Origin of the sequence: Burkholderia sp. BCC1638 (genome assembly GCF_902833195.1) — a bacterium.
Lineage (GTDB): Bacteria > Pseudomonadota > Gammaproteobacteria > Burkholderiales > Burkholderiaceae > Burkholderia > Burkholderia diffusa.
Window position 1 is genome coordinate 112,849 of the sequence record NZ_CADFEC010000017.1, and the last position, 20,294, is coordinate 133,142.

Annotated in this window: 18 protein-coding genes and 3 pseudogenes; 9 read left to right on the top strand and 12 right to left on the bottom strand. The window is 61.9% G+C overall.

Annotated features, from left to right (window positions below; genetic code table 11):
* Positions 1-11: 11 nt before the first annotated feature.
* Complete coding sequence (locus tag HWX22_RS20370) at positions 12-404, bottom strand: hypothetical protein (protein WP_175909044.1); 393 nt, start codon at positions 402-404, stop codon at positions 12-14.
* 258 nt (positions 405-662) lie between these two features.
* Between HWX22_RS20370 and HWX22_RS20375 the strand changes: the two genes are divergently transcribed.
* On the top strand, positions 663-1,619 hold the full coding sequence (locus HWX22_RS20375) for a cation diffusion facilitator family transporter (RefSeq protein WP_244135259.1): 957 nt from the start codon (positions 663-665) through the stop codon (positions 1,617-1,619).
* A gap of 50 nt (positions 1,620-1,669) precedes the next feature.
* Here the strand turns inward: HWX22_RS20375 and HWX22_RS20380 are convergent, their stop codons facing one another.
* Complete coding sequence (locus tag HWX22_RS20380; protein ID WP_175909045.1) at positions 1,670-2,287, bottom strand: VTT domain-containing protein; 618 nt, start codon at positions 2,285-2,287, stop codon at positions 1,670-1,672.
* Between the two features lie 228 nt (positions 2,288-2,515).
* Here HWX22_RS20380 and HWX22_RS20385 point away from each other — a divergent pair, with 228 nt between their 5' ends.
* Positions 2,516-4,807 (top strand): heavy metal translocating P-type ATPase, encoded by a 2,292-nt coding sequence (locus HWX22_RS20385; protein ID WP_175909046.1) that lies wholly within the window; start codon positions 2,516-2,518, stop codon positions 4,805-4,807.
* 12 nt (positions 4,808-4,819) lie between these two features.
* On the opposite strand, the gene HWX22_RS20390 is transcribed toward HWX22_RS20385, so the two are convergent.
* The 3 genes from HWX22_RS20390 to HWX22_RS20400 all read right to left on the bottom strand — a co-directional run bounded on the left by HWX22_RS20390 (position 4,820) and on the right by HWX22_RS20400 (position 7,162).
* Entirely contained in the window at positions 4,820-5,773 is a 954-nt protein-coding gene (locus HWX22_RS20390) for a universal stress protein (RefSeq protein WP_175909047.1), read from the bottom strand.
* Positions 5,774-6,178: 405 nt separating this feature from the next.
* Positions 6,179-6,745: a cytochrome b/b6 domain-containing protein gene (locus HWX22_RS20395; protein WP_175909048.1), complete on the bottom strand. Its 567-nt coding sequence runs from the start codon at positions 6,743-6,745 to the stop codon at positions 6,179-6,181.
* A 42-nt stretch (positions 6,746-6,787) separates the two neighbouring features.
* Positions 6,788-7,162, bottom strand: a complete 375-nt coding sequence (locus HWX22_RS20400) for a cytochrome b562 (RefSeq protein ID WP_175909049.1) — start codon at positions 7,160-7,162, stop codon at positions 6,788-6,790.
* A gap of 164 nt (positions 7,163-7,326) precedes the next feature.
* On the opposite strand from HWX22_RS20400, the gene HWX22_RS20405 reads away from it, so the two are divergent.
* The 3 genes from HWX22_RS20405 (at position 7,327) to HWX22_RS20415 (ending at position 9,812) form a co-directional block, all read left to right on the top strand.
* Positions 7,327-7,989 carry a response regulator transcription factor gene (locus tag HWX22_RS20405; RefSeq protein WP_175909050.1) on the top strand — a complete coding sequence of 221 codons (663 nt, stop codon included), beginning with the start codon at positions 7,327-7,329 and terminating at the stop codon, positions 7,987-7,989.
* Positions 7,989-9,329, top strand: coding sequence for an ATP-binding protein (locus HWX22_RS20410; protein WP_175909067.1), 1,341 nt, complete (start codon positions 7,989-7,991; stop codon positions 9,327-9,329). Before HWX22_RS20405 ends, HWX22_RS20410 begins: the two co-directional genes overlap by 1 nt.
* A gap of 162 nt (positions 9,330-9,491) precedes the next feature.
* Positions 9,492-9,812, top strand: a complete 321-nt coding sequence (locus tag HWX22_RS20415; RefSeq protein ID WP_175909051.1) for a DUF4148 domain-containing protein — start codon at positions 9,492-9,494, stop codon at positions 9,810-9,812.
* Between the two features lie 32 nt (positions 9,813-9,844).
* Here the strand turns inward: HWX22_RS20415 and HWX22_RS20420 are convergent, their stop codons facing one another.
* A complete protein-coding gene (locus tag HWX22_RS20420; RefSeq protein WP_175909052.1) occupies positions 9,845-10,423 on the bottom strand; it encodes a hypothetical protein in 579 nt (192 codons plus the stop codon).
* A gap of 52 nt (positions 10,424-10,475) precedes the next feature.
* Between HWX22_RS20420 and HWX22_RS31795 the strand changes: the two genes are divergently transcribed.
* Positions 10,476-10,706: a hypothetical protein gene (locus tag HWX22_RS31795; protein WP_175909053.1), complete on the top strand. Its 231-nt coding sequence runs from the start codon at positions 10,476-10,478 to the stop codon at positions 10,704-10,706.
* A gap of 87 nt (positions 10,707-10,793) precedes the next feature.
* Here HWX22_RS31795 and HWX22_RS20425 read toward each other — a convergent pair whose 3' ends face one another.
* Together HWX22_RS20425 and HWX22_RS20430 are read right to left on the bottom strand one after the other, a co-directional pair.
* A complete protein-coding gene (locus HWX22_RS20425) occupies positions 10,794-11,621 on the bottom strand; it encodes a hypothetical protein (RefSeq protein WP_175916259.1) in 828 nt (275 codons plus the stop codon).
* Positions 11,622-11,741: 120 nt separating this feature from the next.
* Positions 11,742-11,933: pseudogene (locus tag HWX22_RS20430) on the bottom strand (sel1 repeat family protein); the annotation flags it as partial.
* An 89-nt stretch (positions 11,934-12,022) separates the two neighbouring features.
* Here HWX22_RS20430 and HWX22_RS20435 point away from each other — a divergent pair.
* Positions 12,023-13,048 carry an IS110 family transposase gene (locus HWX22_RS20435; protein ID WP_175916260.1) on the top strand — a complete coding sequence of 342 codons (1,026 nt, stop codon included), beginning with the start codon at positions 12,023-12,025 and terminating at the stop codon, positions 13,046-13,048.
* A gap of 382 nt (positions 13,049-13,430) precedes the next feature.
* Here HWX22_RS20435 and HWX22_RS20440 read toward each other — a convergent pair whose 3' ends face one another.
* The 4 genes from HWX22_RS20440 to HWX22_RS20455 form a co-directional block, all read right to left on the bottom strand.
* A complete protein-coding gene (locus HWX22_RS20440) occupies positions 13,431-14,426 on the bottom strand; it encodes a fimbrial protein (RefSeq protein WP_175916261.1) in 996 nt (331 codons plus the stop codon).
* Between the two features lie 90 nt (positions 14,427-14,516).
* Complete coding sequence (locus tag HWX22_RS20445) at positions 14,517-16,982, bottom strand: fimbria/pilus outer membrane usher protein (protein ID WP_244135260.1); 2,466 nt, start codon at positions 16,980-16,982, stop codon at positions 14,517-14,519.
* A 211-nt stretch (positions 16,983-17,193) separates the two neighbouring features.
* Positions 17,194-17,937 carry a molecular chaperone gene (locus HWX22_RS20450; RefSeq protein ID WP_175912625.1) on the bottom strand — a complete coding sequence of 248 codons (744 nt, stop codon included), beginning with the start codon at positions 17,935-17,937 and terminating at the stop codon, positions 17,194-17,196.
* Between the two features lie 76 nt (positions 17,938-18,013).
* Positions 18,014-18,586, bottom strand: coding sequence for a fimbrial protein (locus HWX22_RS20455; protein WP_175912627.1), 573 nt, complete (start codon positions 18,584-18,586; stop codon positions 18,014-18,016).
* A gap of 341 nt (positions 18,587-18,927) precedes the next feature.
* Between HWX22_RS20455 and HWX22_RS20460 the strand changes: the two are divergent.
* Positions 18,928-19,883: pseudogene (locus tag HWX22_RS20460) on the top strand (IS5 family transposase).
* A gap of 294 nt (positions 19,884-20,177) precedes the next feature.
* A pseudogene (locus tag HWX22_RS20465) lies at positions 20,178-20,294 on the top strand (IS5/IS1182 family transposase); the annotation flags it as partial.

Consider the following 20,294-nt stretch of genomic DNA (forward strand, 5'->3'; position numbering starts at 1 on the left):
GAACCGTGCGATCACTTGCCGGCAGCGCCGCTTGCAGGGCCGCCAGGCTGGCCGCGCATGTAGCCCGGCCCCATGCCCATACCCATGCCTTGCCCTCGATGCATGCCCCTCATGGGCGGAACGTCAGGCAGCGTGATGCCGCGCGCCTTCGCACGCTTCTGCATCTCCGCGTGGTGCTCCGCGCGAATTTTCTCGCGCTCGGCATCCGATTTCGCGGCGAGCATGCGGGTGCGGTATTCATTCCGCTCGGCAGGCGTCATCAGTTGGCTACCGTACATCATGCCGCCCCACTCGACGGTAGGATCGCGAGCCGGTTGGCGTGGCTGGGCATCGGCCAGACCGGACGTGATCGCGATGGCGACGCCGATCAGACACGAAACGGTGAACCTGTTTGCTCTGGACATGACGGTCTCCAGGTCGTTTGCATGGGTTCAACCGTACGCAAAACGGGTGGTCGATCCTTTGCCTCAGATCAAGTACCCTGGAGTGACCGTCAATACCATCGAATACATGCCGCAGACACGCAACTGTCAGACGTGCAACGCATCATTCCACGTCGCAATGTCAACGCGTCCGGCGCAGGCGCGCCACGTGGGCCGCCCCGGTCGCCTGTGACTGCCCGAAGTTGACCAATCCTTCAATCCTGAAACGTAACCTGAATCGTGATACCAACAAACACCGACATCGTTTCGGAAACCGTCGCTGAAGCGACGCCCGCGATGGCCGCTGCGGCCACCCGAAGCACCTGGGTGAGCGTCGCGGTCAACCTCGCGCTGAGCATCGGCCAGGTAGTGATCGGCATCCTGTCCCGATCGCAGGGCCTCGTGGCGGACGGCATTCATTCGTTATCCGACCTGATCGCGGATTTCGTCGTCCTGCTGGCCGGTCACCATAGCCGAAAACCCGTCGACGAAAAGCATCCTTACGGACATCAGCGCTTCGAAACCGGCGCATCGCTGGCACTTGCCGCAATCCTGCTGCTGGTCGGTGGCGGGATGCTCTGGTCCGCCATCCAGAAACTCGAGCATCCGGAAACGATCGCGCGCGTCCACGTCGCGGCACTATGGGTAGCGCTCGTCGCGCTCGCCGCGAAGGAAAGCCTGTTCCGTTACATGCTTGCCGTGGCAACGCGGGTGAAGTCGAGCATGCTGGTCGCGAACGCATGGCATGCGCGTTCGGATGCCGCATCGTCTCTCGTGGTCGCCTGCGGCATCGTCGGCAACCTGTTCGGCTATCCGCTGCTGGATCCTGTCGCCGCGCTGATCGTCGGCGGGATGATCGTGAAAATGGGTGCGACGTTCGGCTGGGACGCATTGCATGACCTGATGGATCGAGCGGCCGATGCCGAAGACGTACAGGCGATTCGCGCGACGCTGATTGCGACGCCGGGCGTGCTGGACGTGCACGACCTGCGCACGAGAAAGACCGGCGATCTGATCCTCGTGGACGTGCATCTCGACATCGACGCCGATCTCACGGTCGCGCAAGGGCACGACATCGCCGTGGACGCGCGTGCTCGCGTGATGAAGCATCACCGCGTCCTGAACGTGATGACGCACGTCGATCCGCGCAAGCGGGAACGCGTCGTCGAAGTCACGTCCGGGATTCGCGGCCGCTAGGAAGCACCGGTCAGCCGGCGCGGCCGCTCAACACATCGCGCATGCCGGTGTCATTCGGAACTGCGCGGGTGATGGCCGCGCCGGAACGTCAACCGACGTTCGTTGAAGAGCGCGCGCCAGTCGAGCTTCATCAACATGAACACGAGGCCGAGCAACACCAGTTGGGTGACGATGAAGTATCCGCCGAGGTAAGTGCCTTCGAGTTCGGATTCCAGGTCCAGTCGGGTCGATGCAAAGCGGCCGAGTTGCGCCCAGATCGCATAGGTCGTTGCACGACCGATGAAGAACGCCGCCGCGATGATCCTCAGCGGCAACCCGGACAGTCCGTACGCGATGAACAGATAGTTCGACGGAAGCGGGCTCAATGCGTAGAAGAAAAACGCGCCGGCAGTGAGCGTCCGGTGCTTGCGCAGCCAGCGTGTGGCGACGTCGATATTCTCGCGATCCGATTCCCGCATCCAGCGGGAGCGGACGAGCGATCTTGCGAAGGTCGCCAGAATGACGCGGCCGGTCGTTGCGGCGCCTGCCGCCACGACGGCAAAGATCAATGGATTGCCGTCGGGCAGGTTGAACCCGACCCACGACATCGCCATCCAGGTAGGCGGGGCAAACGCCGGCATGAGATTCAGCAGAAGAATCAGCAGAAAGAGTACAGCCAGCGTCAGCACGATATCGACTCCAGGGCGTCCAGTGTCACTTTTCAATTTTGCTGAGGAAAGGGGCCGGCGGCTTGACTCACGTCAAGCAAGGCGCCGCGCCGGCATGTGGCGCGAGGCGCGTCGCGCTGACCCATGTCAACGGTCGAGTCGTGGCGTTTCCTAGACTGATGCCACGCCGTCTGCAACCGGAACCGGATGCAGTGAACGCCTCCCTGCACGGCAATCGGAACAATCGTCATGTCGCGAATCCCCTGGTCGATCGATCTCGCGTTGCTGGTTCTGGCGGCCGTAACGCTCGCCGGAGGGGGCGTGTGCGCGGCGTTCGGTCTGCATTCAATCGCGCGGCTCGTCTGGTTGCTCGGCACGCTGCCGGTCTTGCTGGCGTTGACGGTATCGCTCGTCAAGGCCGTGGCGAAACGGCGGGCAGGCATCGATGTGCTCGCGTGGCTGGCCATCGCGCTGGCGATCGCGCTCGACGAGACGCTCACGGCAGCTGTCATCGCATTGATGCTGGCGAGCGGGCGGACGCTGGAGCGGTATGCGCAAGACCGCGCGCAACGCGAGATGACCGCGCTGCTCGCCCGTGCCCCTCGGCAGGCCACCCGGTTCGAGAACGATGAATGGCGTTCCGTTGCCGTGGAAACGCTCGTTCCCGGCGACAGGCTGCTCGTGCGAAGCGGCGAGTTCGTGCCGGTCGACGGCACGTTGACCGATGACGCGGAACTCGACGAATCCATGCTGACGGGCGAGTCGTCCACCCAGCGGCGGCGCGCCGGAGAAAGCGCATGCAGCGGCGTGGTCAACGCCGGCCCACCGTTCGAAATGGTTGCCCGCACGACGGCAGGCGACAGCACGTTTGCCGGCATCGTCCGCATGGTCGAGCGCGCGCAGCGCGAGCGAAGTCCGTCCGTGCGTCTTGCGGATCGCTATGCGTCATTCTTCGTACTCGCTTCCCTGATCGTCGCGGGCATCGCCTGGCTGCTGGCCGGAGATGTCGCGCGTGCGCTCGCCGTGCTGGTCGTGGCCACGCCTTGTCCGTTGATTCTCGCCGTGCCGGTCGCGATCGTGTCCGGCATGTCGCGTTGTTCGAAACGCGGCATCCTCGTCAAGGGCGGGGGCGCGCTGGAACGGCTTGCACAAGCGACGATCCTGTTCTTCGACAAGACCGGGACGCTGACCGGAGGGCGGGCACGCATCGTCGCGATCGAATGCGGCACGGACGTCGGTACGGACGGCGTGCTGCGTTTCGCCGCGTCATTGGCCCAGGCTTCGGGCCACGTCATCTCGGATGCGCTGACGGTCGCCGCGCGGGAACGTGGGATCGATCTGTCGCCGCCGTCCTTCGTGATGGAAACGGCAGGTGAGGGCGTGACAGGCCGGGTCGACAACCGAACCGTCGCGATCGGCCAGTTCGGATACGTCTCCGCGTGTTCAACGATCGCCCCCTGGGGCGACGCGTTCCTGAAGCGGGTCGGCAACGAGGGCGGGGCCGCCGTGTTCGTCGGCGTCGATGGCGTCATGATCGGCGCGATTCAAATGGCCGACCAGGTGCGGCTGGAAACGCCGCGGGCATTGCGGCTGTTGAAACGAGAAGGCGTCGAGCGCCTCGTCATGCTCACCGGCGACCGGCGAGACATCGCCCAGGCCGTCGGTGAGTTGCTGGGTGTGACCGACGTACGCGCCGAGCAGACACCGACGGACAAGCTCGCCGCGATTCAGGCCGCGCGCAAGGAGGGCGTGACAATCATGGTCGGCGACGGTGTGAACGACGCACCCGCGCTGGCGGCGGCCGATGTCGGGATCGCGATGGGTGCGCGGGGGGCGGCCGCGTCATCCGAAGCAGCCGACGTGGTACTGCTGGTGGATCGGCTGGATCGACTCGTGGATGCGATACGTATCGCACGACGGTCACGCCGGATCGCGCTCGAGAGCGTGGTGGCCGGCATGTCGCTGTCGGTCGTCGCGATGACGATCGCGGCGGCCGGATTCCTGCAGCCGATTGCCGGCGCGGTGATTCAGGAAGTCATCGACGTCGTCGTCATCGTCAATGCGTTACGCGTGTTGCTGGTTCGCCCAAGGCCGACGGACGCGCGGCTGGCCGATGTCGACGTCGAGCAACTCAAGCGCGAGCACACCGCATTGTCACCGTTGCTGGATCAGATCAGGGATCTCGCGGATCGCATGCCGCAACTATCGGTGGATGCCATCGCCAGCGAGCTTGGTCACATGATCGATTCGCTGGATGAACGGCTGCTGCCGCACGAACGCGCCGACGATCGGGACGTCTATGCGCGTCTCGCCCCGCTTCTCGGCGGCGAGGACCCGCTCGCGGCGATGAGCGGCGCACACCGGGAGATCTTCAAGATGGTCCGGTCGCTCAGGCAGATGGTCGCGGACCTGCCACGCGACGGCACGAACACCATGCAGGTGCAGGCGATACAGCGTTTGCTTTACGGGCTGGAAGCCATCGTGCGCCTGCATTGCGCTCAGGAGGAGGAACTGTTTCACGCCGTCGGGGCGGATGCGTGACGACGACACGCATCACGCTTGCGGAGCACTGACCAGAAGAACCGGCGTTTTCGCGATGCGCGCCACACGTCCGGCCACGCTGCCGACGAGCCAGCCCGTGACGCCGCGCCGCCCGTGGGTGCCCATGACGATCATGTCCGCGCTCCATTCGATGGCGTCTCGCACGATCAGGTGAGGCACGTCTTCGCCAGTGCGATCCGTTTGAATCAGCTGCGACTGCGAGCGCCCGGCGGGGGCGCCGTCGAGCAGGGCCATGGCCTTTTGCAGTACGTGATTGCCTTCGCTGGTCAACGCCTGTTCCAGCGTTTCGACGGGGACGAAATCACCCAGCGATGTGGGGCGATCGAGCACGTGAATCGCCCGAAATTCGGTCTCGGGCCGCGAAAATTTCAACCCCGTTCGCAATGCGTGGAGCGCAATCGGGCTGCCGTCGACCGCGAACAGCATCCGCCGCGGCAGGTGCTCGGCGACCGACGCGAAGCCTTCCGGAACGATGAGCAGCGGGCAACCGACCAGCTTGCCGAGCGGGCCGGAAACCGTTCCTTCGATCCATCCGAGCAGGCCATGATGCTGACGTGCGCCGACGATCAGGAGTTCGGCCTGCCAGGCTTGCGCGCTGTCGGCCAGCGCATGCACGACATCCCCGCCGTGCGTGGACAGGTCGATGACTTCCGTGTCGATGGTGATGTCGTCGCGCGGAATCGCGCTTTGGGCGCGCGACAGCGCGTCGGATGCGTCTCGCAGCAATTCGTCGCGTGCCGATTCGAGAAATGCCGCGGATCTCGATCCGCGCGGGACGAGTGTCCGCGGATTGTCCGCAACGCTGACGATATGCACCGCGGCGTTCGATGGAAGGAAAGCTTTGGCATACGCGAGTGCATGCGCGGATGCGGTGGAACCGTCGATGGCGATCAGCACCCGTTGAGGAGCGGGTGCCGCCTGGAAAGATGAAGTGCTGGCGCTCATGAATGTCTCCCGGTGGCTGCCGACGGTCTTGTACACGGCAATTTTTCGCACGAGGACAGTCTACCGGCTTGACCTTCGTCAAGCACATTCGTCTTCGCAATGCCGGGCGGAACGACGGCTCGATCGCGTCGCGTGCCTGGCCGCTGCCACATTGACATGAGTCAAGCGGGGGGCCAGCCTCACGCAGCAGCATTGAAACGACGCCGCGGTGATCCTTGCCAGGATGACCTCACCGGCCTCCAGGGCCCGAACGAAGGCACACGTGGCGCGTTGAAAGTCGCGGCTCCTTTCCAGTCTGATCACTGAGGCTGCTTCCGCCACCTCATGGCCCACAGCACCCACGTGTCATTCGTCTGACTTGACGGCGTTACCCGGTAGCGTTTCGCGTGACGTCGTGCTCGACACTCAATTCCGGTCACCGGACGAAATCCTCTGCCGCACTACGTGCATCGGGAAAGGCAGAATGCGCGGAAACACGTTCTCGGACTTGAACAGCTTGTGTGCCACCGCGCCCAGCACGTGCAAGCTCACCAGCGAGGCCAGCCCGTAAGCCGTCAGCGCGTGCAGTTGCCCCAGCCAATGCGACAGCTCGCGACTCTTGGGCACCAGGGTAGGCAGCGAGAAGAGCCCGAAGCAACTGGCCGTGTGCCCGGCCGCATTCGTCTTCATCCACCCGAGCACGGGGATGGCGAACATCAGCACATAAAGCAGCCCGTGGACGCTGCGTTCCGCGAAATGGTTCAGCGTACCGGCCGGATTGACTGATGGCGGAAGGCTGCGTCGCATGCGCAGCCGATTCACGATACGAACCGCCACGAGTCCAAGAATGACAATGCCGATCGACTTGTGCAGGCCGACGAGGTCTTCATTGTCGTCCAGCAGCAAGCCGACGATCAGGTTGCCGATCAGCGCGGCGGCCAGCAGCCAGTGCAGCAAACTCATCGACATGGGATAGCGGGTAACATTTTTCATGACGGAAATGCCTTTTCAGTGGCGAAAGGGTACGCTCTCGGGTTATCCGAGCAGGTTGTGATAGTGCTTTCTCGTACCGTCGATCCGGCGCAACGCCTGCTTTGCGGCGGGTAGATCGTTGGCCTGGATGGCTCGGTCGACCGCGGTCAATTCATCCCGCAATGTGCGCATGCCTTCGTCGTATGTCGGTTGGTCATCGCGATAGCGCTGGCGGCTTGCCTGCTGTGCATCGCTTTCGAGCCGGGCCACGTAGCCGTTCATTTCCGGAATCGTCCGGCTGTTCATGGCACCCTGCATCGCGTGCTTCATGTCTCGCATCAGCGTCTTGATCTCGCCTGCGGACGCCGGCGCGGCAGCCACGAAAAGCAACGCGCCCAGCGTTGCGCAAAAACGGAGTCGGAACGGTAGCCTGATCATGGTCGTCGATTCGGTTGCGAGTGTCGGTGACGGCGACCATAGAACGCCGACGTTAACGGATTCTTAAGGACCGGATTATTCCTCGTCGTGCTTGATGCCGGTCGGTTCCTGCGGTTATCGTGCGCCAATGGACGCCATGTCCCGACTAAAAGGAACGCGACACCATGCGGGTGTTACTCGTGGAAGACGACAAGCTGATCGGCAGCGGGGTGGAGGATGGCCTGATCGAGGCCGGCATGACGGTCGACTGGGCGCACGACGGCAGGCATGCGCAGCTCGCGCTCGAAACCACGCCTTATGACCTCGTCGTGCTCGATCTCGGCCTGCCCCGCATGTCGGGAGTTGAATTGCTCGACTGGCTTCGCAAGCGCCGCGACCATACGCCGGTGCTGGTCATGACCGCGCGCGACACCGTGGCCGATCGCGTGAGCGGCCTGAGCGCGGGCGCCGACGACTACATCGGCAAGCCGTTCGACCTGACCGAACTGATCGCCCGTTGCCGCGCGCTCGTGCGACGCTCGCAGGGCCGCAGCACCGAGACGATCGAATATGGCGACCTGTCGGTCGATCCCTCGCTGATGACGGTGACGCGCGGCACCGAACGGATCGCGCTGACGTCGCGCGAATGCGCGTTGCTGGTCGAACTGCTGGCGAATCAGGGCCGCCCGCTCTCGCGTACGCAGCTCCAGGACAGCCTCTATGGCTGGAACGAAGAAATCGAAAGCAATGCGATCGAAGTGCATGTGTCGAATCTGCGCAAGAAACTGGGCGCCGAATTGATCCGCACGATTCGAGGTGTCGGCTACGTGGTGGAGAAAGCGTCGTGATGCGCTCGATCCGGCAACGGCTGACCTTACTGGTGCTGTCGGGTGTCGTGGTGGTCTGGGCGTATTCGCTGGTGTCGAGCTATCGCCAGGCGATTCACGAAGCGGAGGAATGGGACGAAACCCGCCTCGAGCAGATCGCAAGAGCGTTCGTCGCGCTCGATGCATCCGATCTGCCGGTCTTCGCGGACATCGTTCTCGGCTCGGGGGAAGACAACGATGGCGACAACGATGCATCACCGCGCATGCTGTATCAGATCAGTGACGCGGGCGGACGCATCCTGGCCGCCAGTCCGGGGCTTGACTCGCTCGATCTGCCGGTGTTTCCCGCTGCCGCGTCGAGCCCGATCCGGTTCGGCAATCCGAAATGGCACGCGTACGTGCTGACCGATGCCGCGCGCGGTCGTACCGTGCGCATCTTCGAACAACGCACGCACCGTTCGGACTTGTCCGCGGAGGTGGCGCGCCGTGTCGCCCGGCCGCTCGCTTTCGCGTTGCCCGTGCTGGCCGTGTTGATCTGGCTGGCGATCGGACGCAGCCTGACGCCGCTGCGGACGCTGTCGGAGGCAATCGACGCGCGTTCGCCCGACAGCCTCGATGCAATCGGCACGAAGGGCATTCCCGACGAAGTGCGGCCGCTGGTTACCGCACTGAACGCGTTGCTGCAACGCCTGCGCGGCTCGCTCGATCGCGAACGCGCATTCACCAGCGACGCCGCACACGAGCTCAAGACCCCGCTCGCCGCGCTCAAGGTTCAGGCACAGGTCGCGCTCACCGCGCGCGATCCGGAACGTCAGCGGCGCGCGATGCAACGGGTCGTCGAGGGCGTCGACCGAAGCACGCATCTGGCGGACCAGTTGCTTGCACTGGCGCGACTTGACGAAGCCGTCCCGATGCCCGGCGAGGAGGTCGATCTCGCACGCGTAGTGCAGACCTGCATCGACGACCATCAGGCGCGCGCGGATCGCAAGCAGATTTCACTGATTTCACGCGTCGTCGGTCCGGTTATCGCACATGTACCGTCAACGCTGGTGCGCGTCCTGCTCGACAATCTCGTCGATAACGCGATCAAGTACGGTCGCGAACAAGGGCGCGTCGAAATCACGTCGTGGCAGGATGCCGGCGCGATCCACCTGCAGGTACGGGACGACGGACCCGGCGTCTCGAACGAAAATCTGTCCCGACTGCAGGATCGCTTCTTTCGCGGCGCGGATCACGACGAAAGCGGCAGCGGCCTGGGGCTGTCGATCATCGCGCGCATCGTGGCCAAACTCGGCGGGAGTCTGACGTACATCGACGGGTTGAACGGCAGCGGGTTCGGCGTGCGCGTTACATTGCCGTGATCGGCGCGACTGAAGCGGCGATTCCGAGTCCGCCCCTGTCTTTCATATCCGATGCGTTCAAGAATGCGAAGTTAACATTGCCTTCAGCTTTAGCGAGCATGCTGTCCTCAAGGCAGAAGAGATGTTCTCGGATGCCGACCCTGTTCACTGGAGGTCGAGATCATGAAATTCGCTATCCGTACCATCGTGCTGGCGGCGGCCATCATCCCCGCATTCGCATCAGCAGCTCAATCGAGCAGCGGCCTGACCCGCGCGGAAGTCCGCGCCCAGATCACACAGGTCGAGCAGGCCGGTTACAACCCGGCCCGAAAGGACATTCACTATCCGCAATCGATCCAGCAGGCCGAGGCACGCATCCGGTCTTCCGAATCGTCGCCGCAGGCCGATGCGTCGGGCTATGGGCCTGCATACGGGGCGGGGGCTGACTCGGGAGCCGCGATCCAGAGTCACGCCGCGGCGCCTCGGTTGTACACGCATCATTGACGGCACGCGCGTGAGCGTCAGGGCTCCCTCGCTCAATACGATTTGCCCCCAACGGTCGCCGACTCGAGCTCACGAGTGATGATCTGGGTGCCGCCGACATTGGCGACCGACTTGACCAGACCGACGCCTGGCGCGAGCCAGTCGTCGGCGACCGTCGTGCTGTTCGGCGCCGGATTGGAGAACGTCTCGGTGACGTGATAGTGACACGCGCTTGCGAACACCTTGCCGTTCTTCAGCGTGACCGTTTCGCGCGCGACGTACGCGCGCTGGATCGATACCGCCGTCTGGGCGCCGCCTGACGGAATGACGGGCGTATCCACGTAGTTCGCCGTCTCGCTTCCCGTCAACCCGATCGTCTCGACATACGGCGGCGAGTTGGCGTCCCGCAACACGAGGGCGCCCGAACTGTAAACCTCGCCGCCGTAGTTCGCACGCGCGCCGTTGCCGACGAGATAATAGTGATTCGTCTGGATCGGCGAGCCGGTCGATGTTTCGGCTTGCTGAGTAAGCGCGACGCCTTCGAACGTTGCCGGCCCGTAGGTGCGCGTGTACAGGCCATTGTCGACGGCCGGACTTTGCGACGTCGCCTGCGTGTACATGTGCAGCTTCACGGTGTCACCTTGCTGATAGACCGGATCGCACTCGAGATTCGAGGTCGCGGTCGTGCCGGACCCTCCGCTCGGAGCCCCCGGCGGCGGCATCGTGCCGGTCGTTTCGCTCGACGTTCCCTGGGCGCCCGGAGCCGGAGAATCGTTGCCGCCACAACCGGCCAGCATCAGACCGATCAATACGGCGATCGGAAACCACACGCATTGCCTGTTCTTCATCTTTGTTCTCTCAGGTCTGTTGAACACCATGCTCATCGAAGGTTTTTATCGTTTCGCCGATCAGTGACGCGTGCGGCTGCGGGAAGGGCGCAATCGCGCACCCTCCGGTCGATGCGAACACCGGAGTGACGCAGCTCCGGTGTCGCGTCATCGCTCAGTTGACCTGCAACTGACCACCGCGGCCGAGGCCGCCCTTGACGTCCTGCGCCTTGTAGCTGCGCAGCGCGACGACCATCTTGTTCCATGCGTCGATGAACGCGACGACCGTCGCCTTGCCTTCCGGCGTCGTCGAGAAGCCGGCGAGACCGCCGCCCACGCCACCGCCCAGGCCGCCCAGCGCCGCGCCGTAGTTGGTCGCCGTCGAGCTGCCTTCCGATGCCGCGATCTGCACGGCCGAGCGCACGTCGAACAGCGTCAGCGTCACGACCGACGCCTTCGTCTGCAGGTGGCCTGCCACCGCCGCCACCGCGCTGTTGCCGGTCAGCCCGCCGATCATGCTGCCGATGCCGGCGATCGGCGAATCGTTGATCACGATCTGCGGTTCCATGTAGTAATCGGCCGCGACACGCTGACCCTTCTGCTGCTTCGAACCCGCACGGTACTCGCCCGAGCTGCGCTGCAGTTGCGTGATGCGCGACAGGCGCGCGTCGCTCTTCTGGTTGCCGATCGACGTGATCACGAAGCAGTTCGACTGCTGGACGGCCAGGCGCAACAGCGGGTCGATGCTCGTCACTTTGGTCGCGCTGCCGAACGGGCCCCACCAGTCGGCGTTGCGGCCGTCGTCGACGGCGATCGTGCCGAGCGGCGATGCGCAGCGCTGCAACTGCGAATCCGCGCCGGCGCTCGCGCCGCCCGCGGCAGCGCCCGTGACGCCGGCGTTCTGGCCGCCGGGCGTCACCATGCCGCCGCAGCCGGCGACGGAAGCGCAAAGCGCTGCAACCAGCGCACCTTGAGTGAGACGTTGGGAAAGGATGGTCTTCATGTCGTTGTCGCTCGATAGAGTCGTTGTTCGGCTTATGTGTTCGTGCGAACTTCGATAAGCCCCCCGGCGTGGCGCGCGATGGTGGTCTCCCCGCAGCCGCCCCCGTTGCTTTCGGTCCGGTCAGTAGTACCAGTACGTCTGATGCCAGACGCCGTAGTACGGATAGCCCGAGTACCAGTAGCCGTAATAGACGTCACGCCATTGCGTACGCCATTTCCAGTCTTCCTCGTCTTCCTTCTTCGCCTTGCGGGCGAGCTCGAGCAGCTTTTTCGATTCCTTGTCGCCGCGGCCCGCGGCGATCGACAGCCACTTGGGGTAATCGTCCTTTTCGTGCATGTATGGACCCGACGCCTCCCTTCGGGGGACACTATCGGCCTCAACCTGATACGTGGAGGTTCATCATGGAAATCGACATCCTCGGCATCGATCTCGCGAAACAGGTCTTCCAGCTTCATGGTGCCGACCGGCACGGCCAGCCGGTACATCGAGCAAAGGTCTCGCGCGGCTCGCTACTTGAGACGGTGCGAGCTTTGCAGCCGGGGATGGTCGTCATGGAAGCGTGCAGTACCGCACACCATTGGGCACGGCGGTTTCAGTCGCTTGGCATTGAGGTCCGGCTAATCAGCCCGCAATATGTCACTCCATTCGTCAAGACGAACAAGAACGACCGCAACGACGCCGAAGCGATCGTCGAGGCCGCGAGCCGGCCCGCGATGCGATTCGTTACTGTCAAATCGATTGAGCAACAAGACATTCAGGCTGCGCATCGTATGCGCGCAATCCTGCTGCGTCACCGTACTGCGATGATCAACCAGATGCGCGGCCTGCTCGGCGAACGAGGACTGACGATCTCACGCTCACCTGAGGCGTTCAAGCGCGCGATTCCTGAACTGCTAAGCAAGAGCGCCGACGAGCTGACGTCGTTTTGCCAAACGCTGTTGACCGAACTGCTGCAGCATCTACATGCGATTGAAGAGCGCATTCACTTGATCGAAACATCGATTCAGTCCTTCATGAAGCAGTCCACGTTGTGCAAGAAGATCGCACAAGTCCCCGGCATTGGCCCGATCACCGCCACCGCTGTAGTAGCCGCTGTCGGCGACGCCAAGCAATTCAGAAACGGCCGGCATCTGGCCGCCTGGCTCGGGCTGGTGCCACGTCAGTACTCTTCGGGAGGTAAGTCTCGACTACACGGTATCAGTCGGCGCGGTGACACATACTTGCGGACCTTGCTCATTCACGGTGCACGGGCGGTGTTGCGGTATGCCGTAGCGAAAACTGATCCACAAAGCCGCTGGCTGCAACAATTGATCGCGCGCCGCGGTCACAACTGCGCGGCTGTCGCATTGGCCAACAAGAATGCGCGCGTCATCCAGGTGCTGCTCAGCAGCGACACAATCTATACGGCTCGTAACGCGGTGGCATAAGCCCAAACCGCTTGCAGGGAGGGAATACCCACGCAGGTTTGCGAAGCTTCTCAAAGCGATGACGAAATTGGTTGAACCAGCATCCTGAAGCCTGTTTTTCGTGCCGGCGACCACTGCAGGTGCGCCGCGATTTTGCTAAGGCCAGGGTGCGCGGATCTCATCGAGGCTGCGGGCATGCTTCGGCAATGGCCCATCAGGCAAGCCGGATACATGCATGCAGACCGTTTCGACATCACGAACAAGAGGCTTGCAAAAGGCGTCGGGTCCATACATGCACGAAAAGGACGATTACCCCAGCTGGCGCTACGACATCTTGAAATGGCTACGACATCCGGCCGACCTCAAGAGCATCCATAGCGCCAATTGTGAACGCCTACAACTACTACTGGTATTCGATTTGCAACGTGGCACCTGCCTCGAATCTTCCTAGTTTCGGTTTGTCCGTCTGCCAGACGAGTTCTGCCACATACCGGTTGGTTTGCGATGTGGAACTTGTCAAGTCCGCTAGCTCTTGCCTCTGATCAAATGGGAATATTTTTCCGTTTCCTTGATTTCGAATTCGAATCCCAATTGAATCATTCTCGGTTGGTATGAGAAAGTCGCCGCGAGCATGGCTGTTTGACACCAATGGTTTCAGCGTGGCATTCAATTTAAATTTTCCCGCGCAAGAGCGGCTGGTGAAAATTTCAAATGGAACCTGCTTTGCGATAACGTTGTTCGTTGCGCGAAATGCTGAAACCTCATTGAAGTCGATCGTATTTTTAGAAATTCGCACGTCGGCGCTGCAATCGGTGAGTTTAATTCCGGGATTATTTGCATATATGGAAAGCTGGCGACTGTCCGTCACGTTATGAGGTCCGTTTGGCACCTCAACCACGATGGGTGGGAGCCGCGAGTTATTGAATGCACTTCCGCTTGCGGGGACATTATTGTCGCCCCATCTTTGAATATTCCATGAAAATACCAAATTAAATGTGACTTTGTCGCCAACATTTTCACCAAGCGTATATGTCGTATTGATCCACTCAGAAACTCCCCCATTCATGAGATAATCGACACCTTGAAAAGTGTAGCCGGGCCACAATCCATTTACGCTGCCAAAAAGAAAACTCTGCCTTATTCTAATAGGGTATGACTTACTGGCCACTAGTCTTTCGCATGTCACTTCGACAACAATGTCGTGCGAGCGCCATACAACAGATCCCAAGGGCATGTTGGCAGCGGGAACGGACGCTGACGAAAGGCCCGAGATTTGATATTCAGAATCGGATGTGGTCCGTTTGCCGCTTTTATAGCAAACTGTGTACGAAGCGGAAAATGCCGGCGCACAATATACCGACCACGCCACCAAAATAAATAGTAAGGCTGTACGTTGCATTTACAATATCCTGGAATTTAAAAATTTCGCCGCATGCAAATATTTCGATCTGGATGCAATTACATGAAAATCGCCCGGGTGGACTAAAAGTTACCGGCACCGCACGCTCTGTCGCACGTAATACCGCCCGGCCTCCGCCTTCGGTAACGCATATGCAGCGCGGCACTGTCCGTCCTTCCACTTGACCGCCAGCGCTCCCTGTTCCCGCTCGAGCAGCACTAGCGCGTTGCCGCCCGGATCGACGACGCCGAGCTGCTTGCCGGTTCCCGTGTCTTCCAGGCTCGCACCGAACGGCACCGGTTGCCCATCCGCCTGCGTCACGTTGAACAGCGCGCGGCGCCCGCCGTTCGCCTTGAACACCGCCTCGACCACTGCGCCGCGACGCGGTACCACCTGCTTGGCCGTATCGATCAACTCGACATCCGCGCCGAGATTTTGCGTATCCGGACGCAACGTGTTCACGCGATAAGGCTGCGCGTATGGCACGACCATGTAACCATTGCTGCCGATCCTCGCACCAGCGTCGGTCCGCACGTCCACACCCTTCGCGCCCTCGATCTTCATCAACGCGAAGGTATCGCCGAGCGTTCGGCTCAGGTTGATGCCGCCGCGATGGATAACGACGGAGCCGGTCGCGCCGATCGTGGCCGACTGATAGTCGCGTGCATGGCTGTAGCTGCCCGACAACTGCCCGATGTCGGCGTTGTGCGTCAGGCTTGCGCCGGCCGTTGCCCCCCGGCCCTGGTTTGCATAGCCGGTTTGCGCCGCATACGACGTGCGCTCGTTGAAGTTGCCGCTCATGCCGGCCTGCACGTTGGCCGCGCCGGAGCGGTCGTAGCTGACGTTCGTGTATGCGCGCGGCGAACGCGCCTTGTTGCCGAGCGGAATCGACAGCGTGGCCATCACCTGCGTGTTCGATCCCGAGTTGCCGTATCGGGTGTCGTGCGTTTGCGTGAAGCTCAAGTTGTAGCTCAACTGTTTCCAGCTGTTCCCGTAGCCGACGCTCATGCTCCGGCTCGATCCGGGTTGATTCCAGAAGGTCTGGTGGCTGAGGTTCAGATAGACGCTTCCATATTTCCGCTGCGGGCCGAGATCCTGGCTCGTGGCCAGATCGATCCGGGAGCGGTTGCGTACGGACGGAACGTTGCCCGATTGGTTGACGTCATTGACGTGATCGCCGAACGTTCGATAGCCGGCCGTCGAATAGCGGTATGCTGCCAGCGTGAAGTTCGTGCTGGTGCGCGTGAAAGTCTTCGCATACAGCACCCGCACGCTCTGACCCGTGCGACGCGTGCCTTGTGCACGGCTGATCGACTGCGTAACGTCGAGCGACAACGCGCCGATTGGCGTATTGGTGCCGACGCCGAGGTTGAACGCCTGAAAATCACCGGATAGCTGGAAGCCGCCGGCCACCGTACTGTTGTCGGTCAGGCCATAGATCAGCGAACCGGTGGCGAGCAGGGGAGCAGAATCCTGGCTCCCCTGATACTGACCCGCTGAGAAGTTGAACTTCATCCGGCCCTTGCGCAGCATCAGCGGCAGGCTTGAGAACGCCTGACGCGTGACGTGCTTGCTGCCGTCCGCCTCGATCACCGTGATTTCCAAGTCGCCGTTTGACCCTGACGGGAAGATGTCGGTCAGCTCGAACGGACCGGGTGGCACGTTCGCGCGGTACAGTACGTAGCCGCTTTGCCGTACCTCCACCACTGCATTGCTAAATGCCTGCCCGCGAATCACCGGCGCGTAGCCGCGTTCGCTGTCCGGCAACATCGCGTCGTCGGAGCCGATCTGCACGCCGCGAAAGCGAACGCTGTCGAACAGCGTCGAATCCGAATATTGCTCGCCGATGGCGAGCTGCGACTTCAGTGACGTGATGTCGCGCTCGATCAGCGTGCGGTTGCTGCGGAATTGCGGCTTGCTGCCCGAGGCGCCACTATATGTGGACTCGTTGCGCAAACGCCACGGGCCGATGTTGATTGCGTTCTGCAGCCCGAGGAAATAGCTGCGACTGTCGCTCGAACTACCACTGTGGCCGTAGTTGCCGCTGAACTGATAGTTGACGTAACCCGCTGCAACGCCTGCATCCCACAGCGCGGGATCGACGTAGCCGCGCGCCGTGCGCGACAGGAAAGCCTGCGGAATGCTGAGAGCGAGCTGCAGCCGGCCAGCGTCGAAATCGACCGCAGCCTGGTCCATCATCTTCGGTACGTCGATGCATGCAGCGTCGGCCATGTCGGGCACGGGTGTCAGAGCATGCAGGTCGACGCCGAATTCCTGCAGCATGTGCACGGTGAGGCACGGCTCGATCTTGCCTTTCTCCTCGTCGAGGCGGAACTCGATGTCGCGATGCGCAACGAGATCGCCGTTGACGAGCACTTCGACGCGATATGAGCCGGGCGGCACGCCATTGTCGCTCGCAAGCACGGATGACAGATCGGCCGAACGTCCGCGATCGTGCAGGAAGTCCGTATTGAATGCCAGCATCAATGGGGGGGCCTGAGCGACGACGGTATTCGTCTCTTCCGCATACGCCTTGTTGAAGACGGCTAGGCACATGGCGAGATACAGCGGCGTTGCGCGCGGAAGTGCGGTCGACGGAGGCGAGCCGACCGGGTTGCGGCGTAATGATTGAGTCGGTCGGTCGGACATTGGTGGTTACACTCCGGCAGCTCTCGAATTAGTGGGAAGGGAAAACACGAACGGGTGCGCAAACGGGTTGCCGTTGCTCGAAAAGAAATAACCGCCAGCGTGAACGACGCGGCAGTGCTTACTGCGGGACCGCAATCGGCGTGGCCGCTTTACCGGTGGGCAACGTGACGCGGAAATGCTCCCGTCCGCCGAAATCATTGACGATCTCGTAACGCAATTCTGGTGTGGCGCCGCCCACCGGCAATTTGACGGGCACGCTCGCCGTCTCGCCGGGCGCGACCATTCGTGCGTCGATGACCGGCGAGTCCATGCCACCCGAGTGCCACTTCGCGTCGACGACGGTGATGTGGTACAGGCTGTGATTCTGCAAATGAAGGAGCACCTTGCCCGATTCGCTATCGAGCCGCCACTGCAGGCTCGCGGGTGCTCGTTGCGGATCGCCCTTCAAACCAGCCGGTCGGAAGAAGACCTTGATTCGCTGACGTACCGCCAGTTGCAGCACGTTGTCGCCAGCGGCGGCCTGTGGAATTTCCTGCACATTCAGCCAAAACGCGGATTCTCGATCCGTGGGCACGCCCACGCCCTCGTACAGTACGCGAAGCAGTTGCTGCCGTTTCGCGGGCAATTTGGCGATTGGCGGCGTCACCGCGAACGGCAACGTTTGGCCGTTGGTATCGTTGAGCGGATCGAGCCAAGACTGGATAAGGGCATCCGCACCATCGTTGTTGACGACGACAGAGGCTTCCTTGTTCTTGCCGTCAAAGATGACGCGCGTGGTACTCAAAGATATCGCGGCATGTGTCGCTGGCATGGCAAATGCATACGCGAGCGCCATGCCGACGGCGAAGTATCGTTTTTTCATGGCGGAAATAATTGGAGAGACGAGCAGCGGGGATTCCCGCTGCTCGTTGAGAACGGCCCGAGGGCCGATATCGGACTTACTCGTAGCTCAGCGTGAACGGTACGCTCGCGTTTGCGACACCGGCCGTGATCTTCGACGGGTCTGCGGCCACATAGGCGGCGCTGAAGCGCACGTTGATTGCGCCAGCTTCGGTCAGCTCGGTCTGCGCCAACAGGTCGCCGTTGCTCAGGTCGAACGCCTTCGCGCCCGCGCCCGTGCCCTCATACACAGCGATACCAACGTTCTGAGCGAAGCCGGCGGACGTCGCGCCGTTGTTTACGCGAATCGACTTCTTGTCAGCGCTAAGTTCGGATGGCTGACCAGCAAACTTCATGCTGACCTTTGCGCCTTGCTTGCAGGCGATGTCGATATTTGCTGCACCCGAGCCGTTGGCCAAGAATTTCGGTGCCGCCACGGTACCGACGTCGTCGGTCGCGATCGTCCCCATGTTCACGTTGATCGTGCCGGCATCGCCCGTAAGCGAGCTCACCTTGCAGGTGTCGTTGACGATCGTGCCCTGGAAGTTGATCATGCCATTGACGGTGTCGGCCATCGCGGCGGAAGAGAGAGCCGCCATCGTGACACCGGCGAGAATCATTTTTGCTTTCATCGATAAACTCAGGTTGTGTGACGCGTCGGACAACGGCCGACGCCTTAGTTGACATGCATGGCTAGGCAGTTCTGCACGAAGCCTTCTATTACCTTTCGATAAAAAGGTGGTCGAAGTATCTCAAGCGTGGCGCATCACGGAAATGAGAATAGTCCTAAAGTGATCCGTTTTAGGAATCTTGAACCGATCCAGGCGCGAGCTTTGCAACAAACTTCACCCTGAACCGGCGTTGTTGCATTAATTCTGCCTGTGGCGATGACGTTTACGCGCAACAGCCGGAGCGATGCATCTGTTAACAATTCGGCATCCTGCATAGATTCTCGATCTTTGCGTGCGATAACATGCGCAAGGACAAGAGCGGGACGCAGGAGCCGAAGGCGAAATACCGTGTCAGAAACTGGACGGCATACGACGCCGGCCTGATCAATCGAGGCAACATCACGATGTGGATTGACGACGACACTCTTGCGAACCTGCCCGACACCGCGCCCACGCGGGGTCGTCCGCGGCTGTACAGCGATGCGCTGATTCAGGCCTTGCTCGGACTGAAGACCGTATTCCATCTTCCGTTGCGTGCCCTGCAAGGCTTCGCACAAAGCCTGCGTGACCTGGCTTTCGCCGATTTGCCGGTACCGAACTACACGACCGTGTGCCGTCGCACCCAGACGCTGCTGGTAAAGCCGCCGGTCATGCGCAGCAGCGAGCGGCTGCATCTGGTGATCGACAGTACTGGCGTAAAGGTCTACGGCGAAGGGGAGTGGAAGGTTCGCCGGTACGGCTACTCCAAGCGCCGCACATGGCGCAAAGTGCATCTCGCGCTTGACGCGAACACCGGCCAACTGCGCGCTGCGCTCATGACGCACCAGGACGTCGCTGACGGCGAAGTGTTGCCTGAACTTCTGGATCAGATCCCGGCCGGCGACCCCATCGATACGATCGGCGGCGATGGCGCGTACGACACGCAGGCTTGCTACGCGGCAATCACCGCGCGCGGCGCAGCGCCCTCGGTTCCGCCTCGTGAAGGCGCGGCTCACTGGCCGCCGCCACGCCCGGCGGGGCTCAGCGCAATGAGGCAATCGATGCGATCGAACAAGGTAGCCGGCGCGAATGGAAGCAACAAAGCGGCTATCACCGTCGTTCGCTGGCCGAGAACGCGATGTACCGATTCAAGACGCTCACGGGTCCATGCCTGTGGGCACGCAGCACCGACACGCAAGCGACCGAGGTTGCCGTTCGCGTGGGCGTGCTCAATCGGATGGCGGAACTCGCACGTCCGCAACCCGTCCGTATCGTCTGAGTTCGCGAACAAAGGCACCACTTCGTCCTCACGCCTCATTAGTACAACAACGCCCCCTGGACCAGGAGGTGGTTTGTCATGAAACGGAGGTGCTTCTCGATCGAACAGATTGTGGCGGTGCTGAAGCAAGCCGAGCTGGGCATGCCGGTGGCCCCCGACATTCCATTTAGTCGGTTGCCTGAATTTGCGCGGTCACGTCTCCACTAAGGAAACACTGATTTATCCGGCTCTGTGGTCATCGCTGACGCAGCCGAGGACGTTGTAGAAGATAGTTCACGGAACGGGCCCACGACGATGAAACGGCAAATGAGCTTTGCGGAAGCGGAAAGCACGGGCAAGAAGCGCATGACTCGGCGCCAGCGTTTCCTGGAAGAGATGGAGAAGCTCGTGCCGTGGTCGCGATTGCTGACG

Bases quoted from the DNA above. Each gene is read 5' to 3' on its own strand.
- HWX22_RS20410 (WP_175909067.1), top strand. From the start codon at position 7,989: ATGCGCTCGATCCGGCAACGGCTGACCTTACTGGTGCTGTCGGGTGTC.
- HWX22_RS20425 (WP_175916259.1), bottom strand. From the start codon at position 11,621: ATGAAGACCATCCTTTCCCAACGTCTCACTCAAGGTGCGCTGGTTGCA.
- HWX22_RS20405 (WP_175909050.1), top strand. From the start codon at position 7,327: ATGCGGGTGTTACTCGTGGAAGACGACAAGCTGATCGGCAGCGGGGTG.
- HWX22_RS20395 (WP_175909048.1), bottom strand. From the start codon at position 6,745: ATGAAAAATGTTACCCGCTATCCCATGTCGATGAGTTTGCTGCACTGG.
- HWX22_RS20415 (WP_175909051.1), top strand. From the start codon at position 9,492: ATGAAATTCGCTATCCGTACCATCGTGCTGGCGGCGGCCATCATCCCC.
- HWX22_RS20390 (WP_175909047.1), bottom strand. From the start codon at position 5,773: ATGAGCGCCAGCACTTCATCTTTCCAGGCGGCACCCGCTCCTCAACGG.
- HWX22_RS20435 (WP_175916260.1), top strand. From the start codon at position 12,023: ATGGAAATCGACATCCTCGGCATCGATCTCGCGAAACAGGTCTTCCAG.
- HWX22_RS20445 (WP_244135260.1), bottom strand. From the start codon at position 16,982: ATGTGCCTAGCCGTCTTCAACAAGGCGTATGCGGAAGAGACGAATACC.
- HWX22_RS20450 (WP_175912625.1), bottom strand. From the start codon at position 17,937: ATGAAAAAACGATACTTCGCCGTCGGCATGGCGCTCGCGTATGCATTT.
- HWX22_RS20370 (WP_175909044.1), bottom strand. From the start codon at position 404: ATGTCCAGAGCAAACAGGTTCACCGTTTCGTGTCTGATCGGCGTCGCC.
- HWX22_RS20400 (WP_175909049.1), bottom strand. From the start codon at position 7,162: ATGATCAGGCTACCGTTCCGACTCCGTTTTTGCGCAACGCTGGGCGCG.
- HWX22_RS20440 (WP_175916261.1), bottom strand. From the start codon at position 14,426: ATGCAACGTACAGCCTTACTATTTATTTTGGTGGCGTGGTCGGTATAT.
- HWX22_RS20455 (WP_175912627.1), bottom strand. From the start codon at position 18,586: ATGAAAGCAAAAATGATTCTCGCCGGTGTCACGATGGCGGCTCTCTCT.
- HWX22_RS20385 (WP_175909046.1), top strand. From the start codon at position 2,516: ATGTCGCGAATCCCCTGGTCGATCGATCTCGCGTTGCTGGTTCTGGCG.